General features: G+C 65.7%; 14 protein-coding genes and 1 pseudogene. 12 read left to right on the top strand and 3 right to left on the bottom strand.

Annotated features, from left to right (window positions below; translation table 11 throughout):
• Nucleotides 1-31 precede the first annotated feature (31 nt).
• From VVR41_RS03710 to VVR41_RS03660, 11 genes and pseudogenes are all read left to right on the top strand, one after another.
• Nucleotides 32-1,171, top strand: coding sequence for a glycosyltransferase (locus tag VVR41_RS03710; protein WP_368523651.1), 1,140 nt, complete (start codon nucleotides 32-34; stop codon nucleotides 1,169-1,171).
• Between the two features lie 49 nt (nucleotides 1,172-1,220).
• Nucleotides 1,221-2,714, top strand: a pseudogene (gene murC / locus VVR41_RS03705) (UDP-N-acetylmuramate--L-alanine ligase); the annotation flags it as partial.
• A 31-nt stretch (nucleotides 2,715-2,745) separates the two neighbouring features.
• Complete coding sequence (locus VVR41_RS03700; protein WP_368523649.1) at nucleotides 2,746-3,702, top strand: cell division protein FtsQ/DivIB; 957 nt, start codon at nucleotides 2,746-2,748, stop codon at nucleotides 3,700-3,702.
• 145 nt (nucleotides 3,703-3,847) lie between these two features.
• Nucleotides 3,848-5,083 carry a cell division protein FtsZ gene (gene ftsZ / locus VVR41_RS03695; RefSeq protein ID WP_368523648.1) on the top strand — a complete coding sequence of 412 codons (1,236 nt, stop codon included), beginning with the start codon at nucleotides 3,848-3,850 and terminating at the stop codon, nucleotides 5,081-5,083.
• Nucleotides 5,084-5,118: 35 nt separating this feature from the next.
• Nucleotides 5,119-5,889, top strand: coding sequence for a peptidoglycan editing factor PgeF (pgeF, locus tag VVR41_RS03690; RefSeq protein ID WP_368523647.1), 771 nt, complete (start codon nucleotides 5,119-5,121; stop codon nucleotides 5,887-5,889).
• Nucleotides 5,882-6,598, top strand: a complete 717-nt coding sequence (locus VVR41_RS03685) for a YggS family pyridoxal phosphate-dependent enzyme (RefSeq protein ID WP_368523646.1) — start codon at nucleotides 5,882-5,884, stop codon at nucleotides 6,596-6,598. Before pgeF ends, VVR41_RS03685 begins: the two co-directional genes overlap by 8 nt.
• A gap of 70 nt (nucleotides 6,599-6,668) precedes the next feature.
• Nucleotides 6,669-7,169 (top strand): cell division protein SepF, encoded by a 501-nt coding sequence (locus VVR41_RS03680; protein ID WP_321101319.1) that lies wholly within the window; start codon nucleotides 6,669-6,671, stop codon nucleotides 7,167-7,169.
• A 123-nt stretch (nucleotides 7,170-7,292) separates the two neighbouring features.
• Nucleotides 7,293-7,598, top strand: coding sequence for a YggT family protein (locus tag VVR41_RS03675; protein WP_321101317.1), 306 nt, complete (start codon nucleotides 7,293-7,295; stop codon nucleotides 7,596-7,598).
• Nucleotides 7,599-7,819: 221 nt separating this feature from the next.
• Nucleotides 7,820-8,839: a DivIVA domain-containing protein gene (locus VVR41_RS03670; RefSeq protein WP_368523645.1), complete on the top strand. Its 1,020-nt coding sequence runs from the start codon at nucleotides 7,820-7,822 to the stop codon at nucleotides 8,837-8,839.
• 389 nt (nucleotides 8,840-9,228) lie between these two features.
• On the top strand, nucleotides 9,229-12,417 hold the full coding sequence (gene ileS, locus VVR41_RS03665; protein WP_368523644.1) for an isoleucine--tRNA ligase: 3,189 nt from the start codon (nucleotides 9,229-9,231) through the stop codon (nucleotides 12,415-12,417).
• A gap of 1,020 nt (nucleotides 12,418-13,437) precedes the next feature.
• Nucleotides 13,438-14,817: a DNA polymerase IV gene (locus tag VVR41_RS03660; RefSeq protein ID WP_368523643.1), complete on the top strand. Its 1,380-nt coding sequence runs from the start codon at nucleotides 13,438-13,440 to the stop codon at nucleotides 14,815-14,817.
• On the opposite strand, the gene VVR41_RS03655 is transcribed toward VVR41_RS03660, so the two are convergent.
• Complete coding sequence (locus VVR41_RS03655) at nucleotides 14,803-15,738, bottom strand: asparaginase (protein WP_368523642.1); 936 nt, start codon at nucleotides 15,736-15,738, stop codon at nucleotides 14,803-14,805. The two genes, VVR41_RS03660 and VVR41_RS03655, sit on opposite strands and share 15 nt — an antisense overlap.
• A gap of 147 nt (nucleotides 15,739-15,885) precedes the next feature.
• On the opposite strand from VVR41_RS03655, the gene VVR41_RS03650 reads away from it, so the two are divergent.
• A complete protein-coding gene (locus tag VVR41_RS03650; RefSeq protein WP_321102363.1) occupies nucleotides 15,886-16,542 on the top strand; it encodes a hypothetical protein in 657 nt (218 codons plus the stop codon).
• Between the two features lie 16 nt (nucleotides 16,543-16,558).
• Here the strand turns inward: VVR41_RS03650 and VVR41_RS03645 are convergent, their stop codons facing one another.
• Nucleotides 16,559-18,244: an ABC-F family ATP-binding cassette domain-containing protein gene (locus VVR41_RS03645; protein WP_368523641.1), complete on the bottom strand. Its 1,686-nt coding sequence runs from the start codon at nucleotides 18,242-18,244 to the stop codon at nucleotides 16,559-16,561.
• Nucleotides 18,245-18,253: 9 nt separating this feature from the next.
• The gene (locus VVR41_RS03640) at nucleotides 18,254-19,216 is read right to left on the bottom strand and encodes a DUF6263 family protein (protein ID WP_368523640.1); all 963 of its coding nucleotides are present in this window, start codon (nucleotides 19,214-19,216) and stop codon (nucleotides 18,254-18,256) included.
• Nucleotides 19,217-19,486 lie beyond the last annotated feature (270 nt).

Here is a 19,486-nt window from a genome sequence, read left to right as displayed (position 1 = left end):
TAACGCGCGCAGAAAGGCGAGATGAACTCCCATGGCCGACAATGTGGATAATCACGCGGGCAATGCCGCAGAAAAGACGGACATCGTGTGGCATTCGTCTGGACCGCTCAGTGTTGTGCTCGCCGGCGGCGGCACCGCAGGCCATATCGAGCCGGCGCTAGCTGTCGGTGAGGTGCTGCGCGACGAGTTCGGGGCCGAGGTCAGTGCCCTCGGTACGGAGAAGGGCCTGGAGACCACGATCGTTCCCGCCCGCGGGTTCCAGCTGAGCCTGATTGATCCTGTGCCCATCCCGCGACGCGCCCCCTGGCTGTTGCCGGGTGTTCCGTTCAAGCTCGCGCGGTCTGTGGCACAGACGCGGCGAGCGCTGCGCGATGCGAACGCCGACGCGGTTTTCGGCACCGGCGGTTACGTCGCGGCCTCTGCCTACCTCGCGGCGAAGTCGCTCAGAATCCCGTTCTTCGTGCTCGAGACGAACGCGCTCGCGGGGATGGCCAACAAGCTCGGCGTGCGCCTCGGCGGCACCGGGTTCAACGCAGTAGCCAGCTCCGGCATGGCTGGCGATGTCGTCGGCATCCCTGTGCGCCCGGGAGTGGGCGTCGACCCAGACGGGGTGAAGGCGCAGCGCGGATATAAGAAGTGGGACTTGAACCCCGAGCTGCCCACCATCCTGGTGACCGGCGGCTCCCAAGGGGCGGCCAGCATCAACGCCGCCCTTGCGGGTGCGATCGGCAGGATTACCTCCCGCGGCTACCAGGTACTGCACGCTTATGGCCGTAAGAACGACGCGCCAGCTGCGCACCAGAACTACACTGCGGTGCCCTACATCGACGACATGGAGGCGGCCTACGCCGTCGCCGACATGGTCGTGTGCCGCTCTGGCGCGATGACGGTTGCCGAGAACTCCGCCGCCAAGCTGCCCGCTATCTACGTCCCCCTCCCGCACGGAAACGGGGAGCAAGGCCTCAACTCCGCGCACCTAGTTGACCTCGGGGCGGCAGTGCGCATTGACGACGCCGACCTCACCGCCGATGCACTTGTCGACGCCGTCGTGGCGATTCTTGGCGACGGCGGAGCGCTGGCGCAGATGCGCGCAGCGCTCGTGTCCTCCGGCGCAGGCAACGTCGCGCACGAGTTGGCTACCCGCATCGTGCGGGCAGTGCGCACGCAATAGAATGACCCACACCCCCGGTTCACGCGGCCGCTTGAAGGAGCATTACAACATGAGTTCGCCCGAGCAGAACATCGATCTGTCCCGCGTCCACCTCATTGGCATCGGAGGATCCGGAATGTCAGGTGTGGCGCACATTCTCCTGCAGCGCGGCGCGACCGTGACGGGCTCGGACGTCAAAGATTCGCTTCCGGTGCGCGCCCTGCGTGCCCGCGGGGCGCAGATCGCCGTGGGGCACGACGCGGCGAACCTCGAGCTCGCCGGCGAGCTGCCGACCGCGGTGGTGACCAGTTTTGCGGCGATCCCCGAGGACAACCCGGAGCTGGCGCGCTGCAAGGCAGAGGGAATCCCGCTGCTGCGCCGCTCCGATTTGCTCGGCGAGCTCATGGAAGGGCGGACTCAGATCCTCTTTGCCGGCACCCACGGCAAGACCTCGACTACCTCCATGGCCGTCGTCGCGCTCCAGGCGGCGGGCCTAGAGCCGAGCTTCGCCATCGGCGGCCAGCTCAACCGTGCCGGCACCAACGCCCACCACGGCCAGGGCACAACCTTCGTCGCCGAGGCCGATGAGTCGGACGCCTCTCTGCTGCGCTACAAGCCCGACGTGGCCGTGGTGACCAACATTGAGCCCGACCACCTTGACTACTTCGGCACACCGGAGAAGTACTTCGCCGTTTTCGACGCCTTCGCCGACCGCGTCCAGCCCGGCGGCCACCTCGTCGTCTGCCTCGACGACCCCGAGGCGGCGGCGTGCGGCAAGCGCGCCATGGAGCGGGGAGTGAAGGTTGTGGGTTACGGCACGGCCCGGGCAGCCGCCGCGCACGCGGAGATCCCGGCTGGCGTTGTCATTACCGGGGAGGATCCCTCCGCAGGCCACGCCGCGATCACCGTGGAGCTGCACACGGACCGGCTGGGAGCGGCGACGTCGAGCACGCACGGTCAGCCGCTCAGCGTGAGCTACACCCTGGCAATCCCGGGGCGGCACATGGTGCTCAACTCCGCCGCCGCCCTCGTAGCTGGCGTCCTCGCCGGGGCGGAGCCCGAGAAGCTGGCCCGCGGTTTGGCGGATTTCAGCGGCGTGCGCCGCCGTTTCGAGCTCAAAGGAACGGTTGCCGCCGGTGAGTTTGCCGGCACCCGCGTCTACGACGACTACGCCCACCACCCGACCGAGGTGGAGGCCGTGTTGAGCGCTGCCCGCCAGAAGGTCGAGGCCGAAGGCGCAGGTGCGCGCGTTGTGGTGTGCTTCCAGCCGCACCTGTTTTCCCGGACGATGACTTTCGCGACCGAGTTCGCCGAGGCGCTTGCCCTCGCCGACGCCGTCGTCGTGCTCGACATCTTCGGCGCCCGCGAGGCTCCGGTGGAGGGCGTGGACTCACGCATCATCACCGATCGGATCTCCCGCCCGGGTGTCGAGGTGCGCTTCCAGCCCGACTTCTCCGCGGCACCGGCTACGGTGCGCGAGCTCACGAAGCCGGGAGACCTCGTTTTGACGATGGGTGCTGGAACGGTGACCATGCTTGGCGACGAAATCCTCGCCGAGCTGTCCCGTCCCGCCAAGCGCGCGGGGGAGTAGCGCCGTGTCCACCAAGATCTCCTTCGACCCGCCAGAAGACGACGCGGACGGTGTCACCGAGAACGCGACGCCGGACACCCCGGTTCACACCCCCGATGCTGGAGATGCTTCTGAAGCGGAGCCGGCAGAGGCGGTAATGGAGGCCGAACGCGAGCCGGAGCCAGAACCTGAGCCAGAGCCGGCCCCTGAACCTGCGCCCGAGCCCGAGCCGGCACCCGAGCCAGCCCCGCAACCCGCCCTGACCCCTGAGCAGGAGGAGGAGCGGCGCCGGGCGGAGGGCGTCGCCAAGCGAGAGGCTGCCCTGCGTCGCCGTCGGCGAGCCGCAACTGTCGGCATTGCCCTGGTGTTTATCGGCGTCGTCGCCGCTATCGTGCCGCTGACCCCCGCGATGCCTGTCAAGGCGATCAACGTGGAGGGGGAGCAACACCTGACAACCGAGGAGATCCAAGCGGCCACGGGGATCGCCGAGGGCACCCCGATGGGCCGGGTGAGCATGCGTGACGCGGCTGTGGGCGTTGTCCAGCTGCCGTGGGTGAAATCGGCGACGGTCAAGCGAGACTGGCCCTCGGCTGTCGAGGTCATCGTCGAGGAAAACGTCGCCGTGGCGTTTATCGAAGGCGACGGCGCGGCGCACCTGATCAACGGCGAAGGCGAGGAATTCACCCAGGATGTCCCGCCGCCGGGGGCAATCAAGATCTCCGGCTCCGCTCTCCAAGACGACGGAGTCCGGGCGGACGCGGTGGCGATTGCAACAGCGGTGAGCGAGCGCTCGCGCGGGCAAGTTCTCGAGGTCAGTGCGACCGGCGCTTACAACTTCGAGCTCACGCTTGCCGACGACCGGTTGGTCATCTGGGGCGCGTCCGAGGACAACGCGAACAAAGCGTTGGCGCTCGATGCGATCATTACGCGCGAGGGGCGTGAATTCAACGTCTCCAATCCCGAGCTCATGACGGTGAAGTAGTGTAAAACCCCAGGTCACAACCCTAAAGTTGGGGTTTAGGGTTGTGACACGCCGAGTTAAAACCGGCAAATCTTTTGTCTCGTGCCCCATGATGGAATCCGTTACTTTACGGAAAGCCCCATCACATGAAAGGCGAGACTTCTCCATGACCTCTCCCGCAAACTACCTCGCCATGATCCGCGTCGTCGGTGTCGGCGGTGGCGGCGTCAACGCCGTCAACCGCATGATCGAGGAAGGTCTCAAAGGCGTCGAGTTCGTCGCTGTGAACACTGACTCGCAGGCGCTGCTGTTCACCGACGCCGACACCAAGCTCGACATCGGCCGCGAAGCCACCCGCGGCCTGGGTGCCGGCGCGAACCCTGAGGTGGGACGCACCTCCGCCGAGGATCACAAGCAGGAGATCGAGGAGTCGCTGAAGGGCTCCGACATGGTCTTCGTCACCGCCGGCGAGGGTGGCGGAACAGGCACCGGCGCCGCACCGGTCGTCGCGGGTATCGCCAAGAAGATGGGCGCTTTGACCATTGGTGTTGTTACCCGCCCGTTCTCCTTCGAGGGCAAGCGCCGCACCCGCCAGGCGATGGAGGGCATTGACAACCTCAAGGAGGTCTGCGACACCGTCATCGTCATCCCGAACGACCGCCTGCTGCAGCTTGGCGACGCCGACCTGTCCATGATGGAGGCTTTCCGGGCGGCGGACGAGGTGCTCCACAACGGTGTCCAGGGCATCACCAACCTGATCACCATCCCGGGTGTGATCAATGTCGACTTCGCTGACGTTCGCTCCGTCATGCAGGATGCCGGATCCGCGTTGATGGGTGTCGGCTCGGCTCGCGGCGAGGGCCGCGTTATGACGGCAACTGAGCAGGCGATCAACTCTCCGCTGCTCGAGGCGACAATGGAGGGTGCGAAGGGCGTGCTGCTGTCGGTCGCAGGAGGATCCGACCTCGGCCTCAACGAGGTCAACGCCGCGGCCTCAATCGTGGAGGAGAAGGCCGACGACGATGCAAACATCATTTTCGGCACCATCATCGACGACAACCTGGGCGATGAGGTCCGCGTGACCATCATCGCCACCGGATTCGATGAGAAGGCCAATGTGCGCCCCGACTCCCAGCAGGGCGAGGCCCCGGCCGGCACCAGCGTCATGGTCGAGCCTGCCACCGCGGGCGAAACCGCGACACCGGCACCGAGCCGCGGCTCGCTTTTCGACGACCGCTCCACCACCCCGGCACCGGAGACCACCCGTGACGGCTACCAGCCGCGCCACCGCTACGAGGAGCGTTCCTCGGGCCTGTTCACTCACTCTGAGCGCGACGAGCGCGGCCGTCGCTCGGCAGCCGACGACTTCGACGATCTCGACGTGCCGGACTTCCTGCGTTAATTCTGCGCCAGTGCGTCTTCGCTAGGGTGTTGGTCATGGCACCTGCGCACGACACTGGCACTCAGACGAGCACGACCCGTCCCGTCCGCATGGTTTTTACAAGCCGCGCGGGCGGGACGTCGTCGTCTCCCTACGATTCCTTCAACCTCGGCGATCACGTCGGAGACGACCCGGACAATGTCGCCGCGAACCGGCACCGGCTCGCCGACGTGCTCGGCGTGCCAAGTGAGCGCTTCGTGTGGATGGAACAGCTCCACACCAACACCGCCACCGTTGTCGACGGGCCACGCCCGGAGCCCGTCGAAGCGACCGATGCCCTCGTCACCACCGAGCGCAACCTCGCGTTGTGTGTGTTGGTGGCCGATTGCACCCCGGTTCTGCTATCCGACCACCACGCCGGCGTCATCGCCGCGGTGCACGCGGGTCGGATGGGCGCGCGCAACGGGATCGTGCGCAACACTGTCGACGCAATGGTCAAGCTTGGGGCGCGGCCCGCTGCGATCCAGGCGTTGCTCGGGCCCGCCGCCGCGGGAGAATCGTATGAGGTGCCGCGGCAGATGGCGCAGGACGTCGAGAAGCATCTGCCTGGTTCGATGACGCGCACTGCGAAAGGAACAACCGGCCTGGATATTCGCGCAGGTGTGGTGCGACAGCTTTTAGAGTGCGGTATCACCCACATCGACGCCGACCCGCGTGACACCGTGACGGACGCGGACTTCTTTTCGTACCGCCGAGAGGGTACGACAGGCCGGCAGGCCGGAGTGATCTGGCTTACGGATGAGGCAGGAAAGGCAACCAATGACTAGGAAAGACGAACTCAAAGCGAACCTCGAGGCGGTCCGCGCGCGCATCCGTGCCGCCGAATCCGCCGCGGGTCGCGCCCCGGGATCCGCGCGGCTGTTGCCGGTGAGCAAGTTCCACCCCGTCGAGGACGTGAGGCTCCTCGCCGAGCTGGGGGTCGACCTCGTGGGGGAAAACCGCGAGCAGGAGGCGCGCGCGAAGGCTGAGGAGCTGGCGGCGACGGGGACGGACATCGGCATCGCGATGATCGGCCAGATCCAATCGAAGAAAGCCAATGCTGTGGCGCGCTGGGCGCGCGAGGTCCACTCGCTCGACTCGATCAAGCTCGCGCACGGGCTCGACCGCGGCATGGAGCTCGCACTTGAGCGCGACGAGCGCACCAGCGACACTCTGCCCTGTTTGGTGCAGCTCTCGGCCGACGGTGATGCGCAGCGCGGGGGAGTGGCAGCAAAGGATGTCGACGATGTTGTCGATGCCGTGCTTAACACGCAGCATCTGAAGTTTGCGGGCTTCATGGTCGTCCCACCACTCGACGCCGACCCCACGGAGGTCTTCACCCACGCTCGCTCGCTTACCGACGCCCACTCGGACTCCCTCGGCCGCCCGCTGGTGCTCTCCGCCGGCATGTCCGGCGATTTTGAGCAGGCAATCGCGTGCGGTTCCGACATCGTGCGTGTCGGAACCGGCGTGCTGGGACCGCGTTCCGTAGGCTGACAGCGACGCTGAGGCACTGCGGCACAGACGCGAGACAAGCATTTTCAACACACCCAGGAGCACACCAACCATGTCCCTTATCGGTAGCGCGAAGGAATTCTTCGGACTCGGTCCGTACAACGATGACGAGGCTTACTACGACGAGCCGCAGTATTCTGAATCCCGCTCCACCGCCTACGGGCGTGACCGGGGCGCCGACCGTGGTGCAGAGACCGCACATGCGCGCGGATACGAGCCCGCAGCCAGCGCACCGCGTCGCGACGTCCGTGAAGCCGCGTCGCGCGACTACGCACCGTCGATCGTGACTGCCGCTCCGCGCTCCTACAACGACGCCAAGGAGATCGGCGAGCCGTTCCGCGACGGCGACGTCGTGCTCATGGATCTGACGGACCTCGAGTCCGCAGACGCCAAGCGTGTTATCGACTTCGCCGCGGGCCTGTGCTTCGCGCTGCGCGGGCAGATGCACAACCTCTCCCGCGGCCTTGAGACGGACCGCCGCATCTTCGCTATCACCCCGGAGCACGGCCGCTTCACCAAGACGGAGCTCCAGCGCGCCGCGCACCTGCGCTAGCGACGATAAATGCCCAAGTTTCGCCCAGCCGCCTGGATTGACCTGGCGGCTGGGCGTTACTCGTTTTCGGGGTCGGTGATGTGGCATGCCGCTGCAAATCGGAGTGCCAGGTAGGCTGTCCCCGTGGCATTGATTGGAGCTTTTCTGTACGCGCTGGTGGGAATCTACTCCCTGCTGGTCATTATCCGCTTGGTCACCGAGATGGTTCAGTCGTTCTCTCGGGAGTTCGCACCCCCTCGGTGGTTCATGATCGTTGCCGAGGCCATGTTCGTAGTGACGGATCCGCCGGTGAAGGCGCTGCGCCGGATGATCCCCCCGCTGCGGCTCAATGGCGGTGTGGGTCTGGACATCAGCGTGATCGCCTTGCTGCTGATTCTGAGCCTGCTTCAGGTGGTCATCCGCGCATTCCTGGTCAACCCATTCCTCTAGACGCCCCTGGTGTCCAGGGCTAGGGAAACAGGGCAGTAGCGAACGAAAACTCACCCTCTTGTGGACCATGAGAGTATAAATGAGGCTGGCACGAGCCTGTTTCAGCTAGACTCTTGGGACATAAACGACAACTTACAATGAACTGACTGGGTGAATCCCGTATTCTGGGTTTCGCTCGCGCGCCCGCGTAGGCGGGTGCGAAACAAACGAAGGGATCGCAAATGCCGCTCACACCAGCAGACGTGCACAATGTCGCCTTTAGCAAACCGCCGATCGGCAAGCGGGGCTACAACGAGGACGAGGTCGACCAGTTCCTCGACCTCGTTGAGGACACCCTCGCGCAGCTGCAGGACGAGAACGACGAGCTGCGCGCCCGCGTCGAGGAGCTCGGCAAGGGTGGTACCACCGTTGCTGCGCCGGTGCGTGATACCCAGGCTGATAAGACTGCTCAGCTGAACGAGGTTGAGCTGCGCAAGAAGATCGAGGCCGAGGTACGTGCTGACTTCGAGCAGAAGCTGCGTGCCGCCGAGGAAGCCAAGACCCGCGCCGAGAACGACGCCCGCTCCGCGAAGGACGAGGTGGCACGCGTACGCAAGGAGGCCGATGAGGCCGCCCGCAAGCGCACCGTTCAGGCCGCTCCGGCATCTGCCGAGCCCAAGCAGGCTGTCGCCCAGGCCGACAACCAGCCGGCCGCTGCTAAGGGTGACGCAACCGCTGACACGCACGTCCAGGCCGCGAAGATCCTCGGCATGGCCCAGGAGATGGCAGACCGCGTCACCGCCGACGCCAACGCCGAGGCCCGCACCATGCTCGACGAGGCGCGTACCGCCGCTGAGCGCCAGCTGCAGGATGCGGAGACCCGCTCCCGCACTCAGCTCGAAAACGCTGACAAGCAGGCCAAGGACACCACCTCCAAGGCTGAGGCTCGCGCCCAGCAGCTCGTCACCGACGCCGAGCGCAAGGCCGCCGAGACCACCAACGAGGCCAACTCCCGTGCCGAGGCGCAGATCCGCCAGGCTGAGGAGCAGGCAGCGAAGCTGCAGTCCGATGCCGAGCGCAAGCACACGGAGATCATGAACACCGTGAAGCAGCAGCAGACCGCTCTGGAGAACCGGATCGCGGAGCTGCGTACCTTCGAGCGCGAGTACCGCACCCGCCTGAAGACGCTGCTGCAGTCCCAGCTCGAGGAGCTCGAGACCCGCGGCACCTTCGCTCCGAACGGTGGCTCCGCAGAGAAGTAAACTCTCGGCTTAACCGTGATTGACACGCCCTGGCACGCACGTGCCGGGGCGTTGTGCGTTTCCCCACGGCGTCACTGCCCGCAAACGTCGTTGAAGCGCGCCAGGGTGTGGCGCCAGCCACTCGACACACCGCGGTGCGGTTGGGTTATGCTGGGAGCGCATCAATCTTGGCGCACGCTGTGATCCGGCCATCACCGGGGAGCGTTTCCGGAAGAACAGTGGCCGCACAGCGCGGCAGCCCAGTAGAACCGGACGTTACAGGAGACGTCACATCCTTCACCACGAATGAAGTGGGGGTCGCGCACGCGGCCCCAAGCAGGGTGGTACCGCGCGGGAAACCGCGTCCCTGCACTTAGAACATATGAAACGTGAGTGGAGGAGAAGAATCCATGGCAGAAGTGGGAGGCGTCTACCCTAAGGTCGACCTCACCGGCGGCAGCTCGAAGTTCCCTGAGATGGAGCAGGAGGTGCTGCGGTTCTGGCGCGAGGACGACACGTTCCAGGCGTCGCTGAAAAACCGCGAAGGCTGCGAGGAATACGTCTTCAACGACGGCCCGCCCTTCGCCAACGGCCTGCCGCACTACGGCCACCTGCTGACGGGCTACGTCAAGGACATCGTCCCGCGCTACCGCACCATGGCTGGCTACCACGTCCCGCGCGTGTTCGGGTGGGACTGCCACGGCCTTCCCGCCGAGTTGGAGGCGGAGAAGCAGCTCGGCATCACCGACAAGGCCCAGATCGAGGAGATGGGCCTGGAGCGGTTCAACGAGTACTGCGCGAAATCTGTCCTGCAGTACGCCGGTGAGTGGGAGGACTACGTTACCCGCCAGGCCCGCTGGGTCGACTTCGACAACGGTTACAAGACGATGGACGCTAACTTCATGGAGTCCGTCATGTGGGCGTTCAAGGAGCTCTACGACAAGGGCCTGATCTACCAGGGCTTCCGCGTCTTGCCATACTCATGGGCGGAGCACACTCCGTTGTCGAACCAGGAGACTCGCCTCGACGACTCCTACCGCGACCGCCAGGACCCGACCGTCACCGTGACGCTGCCGTTTACCGGCGCGCGCGACGGCTTCCCGGCTGATGAGACGTGGGAGAACCACCCCGAGCTCCACGGCGCTGCGGCGATCGCCTGGACCACCACCCCGTGGACCCTGCCGTCGAACCTCGCGCTCGCAGTCGGCCCGGAAATCGAGTACTCCCTCGTCGAGGTCGCCGAGGACGGAGCGGAGGGTTTCGCGGGTGCGAAGCTGCTGCTGGCAACCAACCTCGTGGGCGCCTACGCCAAGGAACTCGGTAGCGAGCCGACCGTGCTGGCCACGTTCACCGGTGCGGAGCTCGAGGGCCTCGAATACACCCCGGTGTTCGACCACTTCGCCGACCACGCCAATGCGTTCATGGTGCTCGTCGCCGACTACGTCTCCACCGAGGATGGCACCGGTGTCGTCCACCAGGCACCCGCCTTCGGTGAGGACGATATGGCCACCACCCAGCGCTACGACATCGACCTGGTCATCCCGGTGGACGCGGACGGCAAGTTCACTTCGCTTGTGCCCGAGTACGAGGGCACGCTCGTTTTCGACGCCAACCGCGACATCATTCGTGACCTCAAAGCTAAGAACCGCGTTCTGCGCGACCAGACCATCGTGCACTCCTACCCGCACTCCTGGCGCTCTGGCGAGCCTCTGATCTACATGGCGCTGCCTGCGTGGTTTGTCAAGGTCACCGAGATCCGCGACCGCATGGTGGAGCTGAACCAGGAGATCGAGTGGATCCCGTCGCACATCCGCGACGGCCAGTTTGGCAAGTGGCTCGAGGGAGCGCGCGACTGGAACATCTCGCGTACCCGCTACTGGGGCTCGCCGGTGCCGGCGTGGGTCTCTGACAACCCGGAGTACCCGCGCGTGGACGTCTACGGCTCGCTCGAGGAGCTGGAGCGCGACTTCGGCACGCGCCCGGCTTCTCTGCACCGCCCGCACATCGACGAGCTGGTTCGCCCGAACCCGGACGACCCGACAGGAAAGTCGATGATGCGCCGCGTGCCGGACGTGCTCGACTGCTGGTTTGAGTCCGGATCCATGCCGTTCGCCCAGTACCACTACCCGTTCGAGAACGTCGAAGAGCACGACGCCCGCCAGCCGGCGGACTTCATCGTGGAGTACTCCGGGCAGACCCGCGGCTGGTTCTACGTCCAGCACGTGCTGTCCACGGCGTTGTTCGACCGCGTCGCGTTCAAGAAGGTTGTAGCCCACGGCATCGTGCTGGGCAACGACGGGCTGAAGATGTCGAAGTCCAAGGGCAACTACCCGGACGTCAACGAGGTCTTTGACCGGGACGGCTCGGACGCGATGCGCTGGTTCCTCATGTCCTCGCCGATCCTGCGCGGTGGAAACTTGATCGTCACCGAGCAGGGCATCCGCGAGGGCGTGCGCCAGGCGCTGCTGCCGATCTGGAACGCCTACAGCTTCCTCCAGCTCTACGCCTCCACCGAGGCCCGCTGGTCGGTCGACTCCGACAACGTGCTCGACCGCTACATCCTGGCCAAGACGCACGACTTGGTGGCGAACGTGGGCGAGGCGCTGTCTGACACCCGCATCGCCGACGCATGTGACGAAGTCCGCCAGTTCGCCGACACCCTGACCAACTGGTACGTGCGCCGCTCCCGTGACCGCTTTTGGGAGGGCCAGGAGGCGCACCCGCAGGCCTTCGACACTCTCTACACGGTGCTCGAGGTGCTCACCCGCGTGACTGCACCGTTGCTTCCGTACATCTCCGAGGTGATGTGGCGCGGCCTCACCGGTGGGCGCTCCGTCCACTTGGCAGACTTCCCGCAGGCCAGCGACTTGCCTGCCGATGACGCGCTCGTGGAGAACATGGACGCCACCCGTGCGGTGTGCTCGGCGGCCAGCTCGGTGCGCAAGTCGAACAAGCTGCGCAACCGCCTGCCGCTGCCGAAGCTCACCGTGGCTGTGCCCAACTCCGCCCAGCTGGAGGATTTCGCCGCGACTATCCGCGACGAGGTCAACGTCAAGGACATCGAGCTGACCGACGACGTCGATTCCGCCGGCACCTTCGAGGTTGTTGTCAACGCGAAGGCCGCGGGCCCGCAGCTTGGCCGCGACGTCCAGCGCGCGATCAAGAACGTCAAGGCCGGCAACTACGTCCGCGAGGGCGACAACGTTGTCGTTGACGGCGATATCGTGCTCACCCCGGAGCTCTACACCGAGCGTCTCGTCGCGGAGAACCCGGATTCCACCGCCCGGGTGGAGACCCCCGGCGGGGCGGATGGCCTGGTGGTGCTCGACACCACCGTCACTCCGGAGCTGGAGGCCGAGGGCTGGGCGGCGGACGTGATCCGCGGTCTGCAGGACGCGCGCAAGAACGAGGGATTCGAGGTCTCCGACCGCATCTCCGTCGAGCTTGTCGTTCCGCAAGAGAAGAAGGAGTGGGCCGATCGCCACGCTGACCGCATCGCTACAGAGACCCTGGCGACCTCCTTTGAGGTCTTCACGTCCGGCGAGGGAGCGCACAAGGTCGTCGAGGGCGTGACCGCCGACGTGGCCAAGAACGGCTGACATGATGAGAGCGTGGGCGCCGGCGGGCCTTATGGGGGTCTCCGGCGCGTCGCTCTAGGCGATCGGTAGTCGCAGTGGGGTTGTCTAACATTGTGCCGCCAGTGCTCGTCGCGCTTTTTCGCGTTTCCGCGGACTGTTTAAACCCTAATCTATGTGATCTCTTCGATGATGCCGGTTAGAACGGAGCATGTGGGGCTGGCCTTCGACCCAGAAGGCACGTAGGCTATCTTAGCTGCGGTTGGTTCAATTGATGGCGCGTTTTGCGCTGAGGATCAGAAGACCTTGAGCGCAGACACGTAGGTGGGTTTGGTAGGTTCTCCGATAGAGGGCTCTGGGTTGCTCGCCTTGCTGATTCATGCTTTTTGTACTCCGCCATGACATTCCCGGTAGCGCGTTCTACCGCGGAAATAACGTAGTTTTATTTCTCTGGTCTATGTGATGGCTGGTTGAAAAGCTTCCAACGAAAATTCCGCAAATGTGAACCTATCCGGGCAGCCCAGAGCCTTTTCTCATCGCTACCCAAAGCGAAACTCTCGAAGCTTAAGGATTTTGGTTGTAGTGATTTACCAACCAAACTCCGACGAGAGTAATAGCTACCATCAGCAGGACGCCTAGAATCGATTGATGGCGGACGCCAATGTAAATGGTCAATATAGCACCCATTAGAGCTATGACTGCTGATTTTGGGGAAAAGTGAATCATTGTTGCCTACTCTTACTTGCACTCGGTCCAGCGAACAATTTCGGCCCAACTGTAGTGAATCCTAATCGACCCCTTACATACACGGCTATTGCTCAACACGACAGCGGCTCCTGTCAAGATGCCCCCCACTACAGTGCATGCTGCCCAGCCTACGCTGGGAACTGCACAGATGGCGGCGCCGAGTGCAAACCCTCCTCCACTGATTATCAGGTCTTGATTTCCTAGGGCAATTCCTCATGTAATGGGTGGGGACAAGTTTGCCTATACCACTAGCAGGTTTCCGAAGCGCAACATTTCTCTATATAGACTATATAAACCATGGACCGCTGGGTGTTGCACATCGACATGGATGCGTTCTACGCCTCCTGCGAGCAGCTCACCCGCCCCACGCTCAAGGGCCGCCCCGTGCTCGTCGCTGGAGTCACCGGCCGGGGAGTGGTCGCCGGAGCCAGCTACGAGGCCCGCAAATACGGGGCCCGCTCCGCCATGCCCACGCACCGCGCCGCGCGCCTGGTCGGGCCCGGGGCGGTGCTTGTCGCTCCGCGCCGGTCGGTGTATTCCACGGCGTCGCGGCGCGTGTTCGAGGTCATTGCCCGCCACGTCGACGTCGTCGAGCAACTCTCCGTCGATGAGGCGTTCCTCGAGCCGCCGGAGCTTGTCGACGCCACCCCGGACGCCGTCCGCGACTGGGCCAACACGCTGCGCGCGGCGATCAAGGAGGAGACGGGTCTGCCGTCGTCGATAGGCGCGGGCAGTGGGAAGCAGTACGCGAAGATCGGATCGGGGTTGGCTAAGCCCGACGGTGTCTTTGTCATCGCGCACGCCACCCAACTGGAGACCTTGCATCCCCTGCCCGTCGGCGAGTTGTGGGGAGCGGGACCCGTAACGCAGGCGAAGCTCGCGACCGCCGGGGTTGAGACCATCGGGGACCTCGCGGCGTTGAGCGAACGCGAGGTCGAGATCTCGCTCGGTGGTGTCCTCGGTAAACAATTGTGGGCGCTGGCTCGCGGCATCGACGATCGCCCTGTCGCCCCGCGTGCGGAGGCGAAGCAGATCTCCGCCGAGCACACCTACCCAACAGACCTGCTCACCCGCGCTGAAGTTGACGCCGCGTTGCAGCGCGCGGCCGCAGAATCCCACCAGCGCCTAGTCAAGGACGGCCGCGGAGCGCGCACGGTTTCCGTCAAGCTGCGCATGGCGGATTTCCGCATCGAGTCGCGCTCTGCAACGTTGCCGTATGCGACGGATGATGCCGAAACCCTGCTGGCCACGGCCTACAACCTCGTGCGCTACCCGGGCGAGGTTGGCCCGATCCGCTTGGTCGGGGTGTCATTTTCGGGGCTGGAGGAAGCCCTGCAGGACGTGCTCTTTCCCGAGCTCGACCAGCGCATTGCCGAGCGCGCCCACCTCGTGACCGACTATGAAACCGGTGTGAGCGACCACGTCCCCTCTGCCCCCGTCGAGCAGGTTCCGGCTCCAGTCCCTGCAGGGCAGTGGCGGGCGACACTGGACGTCTACCATCCCGAGTACGGCCACGGGTGGGTCCAAGGCAGCGGTAGCGGGTGGGTCACCGTGCGCTTCGAAACGCGCGCGACAGGCCCTGGGCGCGCGGTCAGCCTCCGCGCCGACGACCCTGACCTCGCCCAGGCGGATCCCGTCGATTCGCTGGCGTGGCAGGACTGGCTAGAGGCCGAGTAGGTCCGCGGGGTCTGTGCCCGTGGCCAAAGCGGTGATCAGCGCGATGCGGGCCTGGCCGGCGCGCAGCCACCCGCTCGGCAGGGCCCCGTGCGCGCCCAGGCTCACCCCGCCGCCGGCGCCGCCGTAGGCGAACTCGACCTCACCGAACGGCACGGAGGTGGAAATCACCACCGGGATTCCAGTCTCGAGAGCACGGCCGATGGCGGCGCCCATCTCGGTCGAGACGTTGCCGGAGCCCAGTGCCTCGATGATGATTCCGTCCGGGCCGGTGGAGGTGACCATGTCCACCAAAGACGCATCCTCGCCGGGCCAGGCTCGCAGGATCGGGACGGTGAACCCGTCGAGGGGCGCAGGCTCCACGGCGGCCGGGCGGGGCAGGGGCAGCGGGGCGGACATGTCGAAGGCGCGCAGGTCGCCGGTGTCGCGCTTGAGCATGCCCCGCGCGGCGAGTGTGTCGCCGCCGAAGTGGACCATCACGCCGCGCCCGCGCGACAGGGAATCCGCCGCCAGGGAGATCGCCCGGTTCAGGTTGGCCGGCCCGTCGGCGCGGTCGTGGTCTGCAGGCAGTTGGGCGCCGGTGAGGACGACGGGTCGCGGATCGGAGTGCACCAGGTCGAGGGCGAGGGCGGTCTCCGCCATGGAGTCGGTGCCGTGGGTGATGACGATGCCGGCGATGTGGGCGTCGTCAAGCGCTTTGCGCGTGAGCCTGACGATGACGTCGACATCCGCGAGGGTCATCGAGGACGAATCGAGGGTGGCGGCGTCGTAAACGCGGACCTCCTCGGTGGTGCCGCAGGCGCGGACGAGGTCCTCGGCGGACAGGGACGGGGTGCGCGCGCCGGAGGCAGGGTCAGTCGTTGAGGCGATGGTCCCGCCGGTGGAAATGACGAGGACGAAGGAGGGGGATACGGGTGCTGTCATGGCGTTGGCTCGGGGATTAACCAGTGTGTTGATTGAGGTTTGTGAGATTTCACCGGTAACCTTAGTCCGGTTAGATGCCGCCCGTTTTCGGGGGCGTACGCGAGACGAGCCGCCGGCGGAGCCTGTGGCCCATCAAGGAGAGATACCGTGAACGCGACAAAAATCACCGCAACAATCGCCGCCTTCGGCGCCGCGCTGAGCCTGGCCGCCTGCTCCAACGACGGTGACGGCAGCTCCACCGCCGCGACCGATGCGACCGCGCCCAACGCGACCAGCAGCGTGGCCGAGGCGCCCGCAGCACAGCTGCCCACCGCTGCCGAGCTCAACGCCGTGCTCGTGCGCGCGACGGATCCGAACCTGCCGATCGAGGAGCGCGTCAACACCGTCCAGGGTGGCGAGACCGCGCCCGAGCTTTTCGACGTCATGGCGCAGTCCCAGCAGCAGTCCGGCGCCGCCTTCCAGGTCGTCGACCCGGTCCTGCCGGGCTACTCCCCGAACACCGCCCTGGCCACGGTGAGCTTCACCGCGCCGGACGCGCAGAATCAGCTCGCGGAGAACGTCGAGTTCATGTACGAGGGCGGCAACTGGAAGCTGTCGCAGTCCTGGGCCTGCACCCTGGTGACCAACACGTTGCCGCCGGAGCAGGTGCCGGACATGTGCCGCACCCAGGCACCCGTCGGCGAGGCCGGCGCGCCGGCAGCTCCCGAGGCTCCTGTCGCGCCGGAAGCACCGGTAGCCCCTGAGGCTCCTGTCGCTCCCGAGGCCCCGGTAGCCCCTGAGGCTCCCGCAGCACCTGCCCTCTAAAACCAGACCGCAGAAACTACAGCTTTTCGCGCCAGACTTCATCCGTCCACAACGTGGACAGGGTGAGGATTCTGGCGCGGCTGTCTTTCTGCTCGATCCGGCGCCGCCACTGACGGCGCACCCAGCGGTCGTGGCTGGTGATGACAACGGTGCCCGCGAAGTCGAGCAGCGCCTCCTCCAACTCCTCGGCAAGAACTAAAGAGAGGTGGTTGGTGGGCTCGTCGAGAAGCAAAAGGTCCGGGGGAGAGGCCAAGATGACGCCGAGGGAAACCCGCCGGCGCTGACCCAGCGACAGGCTCGACATCGGCTGCAGCTCCTGTTCCTCCGACAGCAGCCCCATCTCGGCCAGGGTGGGAACCCCGTCAGGGCTGCGCGCGGCGAAGACGTCGGCGGCTGACAGGGACAAGTCCGTCCACTGATCGTCTTGTTCGAGACGGGCGACGGTCATCTCTTCCGGCATGATCAGCTCACCGTCGTAATCGGCAAGCGTGCCATCAAGGATTTTCAGCAGCGTCGACTTGCCGGCGCCGTTGGGGCCTTCGACGAGAAGCTGCTGGCCGGGCTGGAGCTTGAGATCGAGCGGCGCGAGACGCCCGTCGACGCTGAGATCGCGCGCCACCACAGCCGGAACTCCGAGGCTGGCGGCGGTGTGTGCGGGCAGGCCGCGGAACGCGAGTCGCTGCGGCGGGGCGGGCAGCTCGGAGCGCTCGAGCTCGCCCAGACGGTTCTCCGCCGCGCGGCGGCGATTGCCCACGGTCTTGGCGGCACGATCAGCGTAGAACTTCGCGCTTTTTCGGGTTTCCGTCTTGTTCTCGTGCGAGTGGAAGATGTCGTCCGCGCTCTGCTCCGCGGCCTTTTCCAGGCGCGCACGCTCGTGCTCCTGGGCTGCGTAATCGGACTCCCAGCGCCGGCGCCGCACCTCGCGGGCCTTCAGATAATCGGTAAAGGTTCCAGTAAACCGCGATCCCTGACGGGTGTCCTCGCCGAAGCCTCCCTCGGCACCCAGACCGGGGTCGAGGTCGATGAGGCCATCACACACAGAGTCGAGGAAATAGCGGTCGTGGCTCGCGGCGAGCACGGGCCCGCGGAAGGCCTCCAACTCGCCGATGAGGAAGTCCACGGCCTCGTCGTCGAGGTGGTTGGTCGGCTCATCAAGCACCATGGCGTCCACTGGCCGCAGCAGTAGCGTGGCCAGCGCGAAGCGGCGCCGTTGCCCGCCGGACATCTCACCGAGCGGGGTAGACAAATCCACATTGGCCAGGCCAAGGCCGGCGAGCACGGTCGCGATGCGCGCATCGAGCTCCCAGACCCCCGAGTTCTCGGCGCGCGACAGGGCGCGATCGAAGTCGTCTGCGGCTGATGCGTCCTCAGCCATGCGGGCGGACAGCTCCGTGATGTCCTGCTCGACCTGGCGCAGCTCCGTCACGGCGGCCTCAATAAGCGCCGAGGCGGGCTCCGTGAACGGCAGCGAGGTTTCCTGCGCGATGAATCCGGTCACCGGAGGGGTGGTGACGATTCCGGTGTCAGGGATCGCATCACCTGCGATGACTGACAGAAGAGTTGATTTGCCTGCGCCGTTTTCCCCGATCAGTCCGGTCACGGAGTCAGAGGGGACGGCAAAGGAGATGTCGGTGAGCACACGGCGGCCGCCGGGGTAGGAAAAAGAGACCCCGTCAAGACCAATGTGTATAGGTGCAACCATGTTGCAAGTCTACTCGCCGTATTCGACCGCCGTGGTGATGTCTTGGACGATTTTGATGTCACTCTGGGGGCCCGTGTAGATCACCCGGGTGGTGGCCTTGACTGCGCCGTCGGTGGGGATGGGCTTGCTCAGGTCGACGGTGATGCGGCCCTCTGAGGTAGTGGAGGAGTCCTCCACGGTCAGGGTCTGCCCGTTGAGCTCACCGGCGGCTTCGTTATCGATGGCCAAGCTGCGCTGCGTGGGGCGCTCCTCGACCGAGACACTGAGGGTGACAATGTCGCCCTCGATGCTCTCCACCTCATACGTGGTGGTGCGTGCGAACGCGGCTGCGCCGGTGACGCGGTTGTCTACCGTCCACGTTCCGCCCACGCCGATGGGTTCGTCGGGGAAGACCACGGTGGTGGAGGTGTGGGTGAGCAGGGCGGATTCGACATCTGCGCGGCCCGTGGTGGTTGAGCCATCCGGAGCGAGCAATTTGAGGGTGCTCACCGCGCCGTTGAGCAGAGTACGCCACGACATGAGGAAGCCGTCCGCAGTCCCGACGTCCTGGGACACCGGCAGCGACGAGTGCGTTGGTTCCTCGACCCGGAACAGCACGGCGCGCTCGGCGTCTTGTTCCCGGTCACCCGGGGCGGGGGCCGTGCCAGCGGTGATAGCAAGGGGCAGGGTTATGGTGTCGACGTTGCCCCCGGCCGGGGCGGTCGGCGAGACGGAGTCGGCGGCCACGATATCTTGCTCAAATCCGTTGTGGACGGCAACGGTCGTGGTCCACTCCTCGCTGCTGACCGCGTCTGCGGAAAGCGTGAGCATGCGCGGGTCTGTGCCCTGCTCAATGACGCGCACGTCGGGGGAGTCGACGGGGAAAGCAGGAATGCCCTCGAGGGGATCGTCCTGGCCGGAGGCACAGGCCGTCAGGGTCGCCGCGAGACCGACGGCCGCAGCCGCAGGAAGAACAAGTCGCTGGGTGATCACGTCTCGAACCTACCGCACCCCAGCATCCGTCCCGGAGTCCAGCGTCCTGAGTCAATCACCCGCGAACAGCCTCGGGGCGGGGCTGCGCGGTCGGATTGACTAAAGTTGCGGTCAATGGAATCTCACACTGGGAAAACTGGGACCACTGGGTCAACTGGAACGACAAGGGTAACTGGAGTGACAACGCCGACTCCGTCTGCTCCGCAGGACGCCACGCCCAACGGCGCTGCGCGGCGCCGTGGCGGTTTCGGCCGCTTCGGTGCGGGCATC

The organism is Corynebacterium sp. LK2510 (assembly GCF_040946405.1).
Taxonomy (GTDB): domain Bacteria; phylum Actinomycetota; class Actinomycetes; order Mycobacteriales; family Mycobacteriaceae; genus Corynebacterium.
This window is presented reverse-complemented; position numbering and strand designations above follow the sequence as displayed.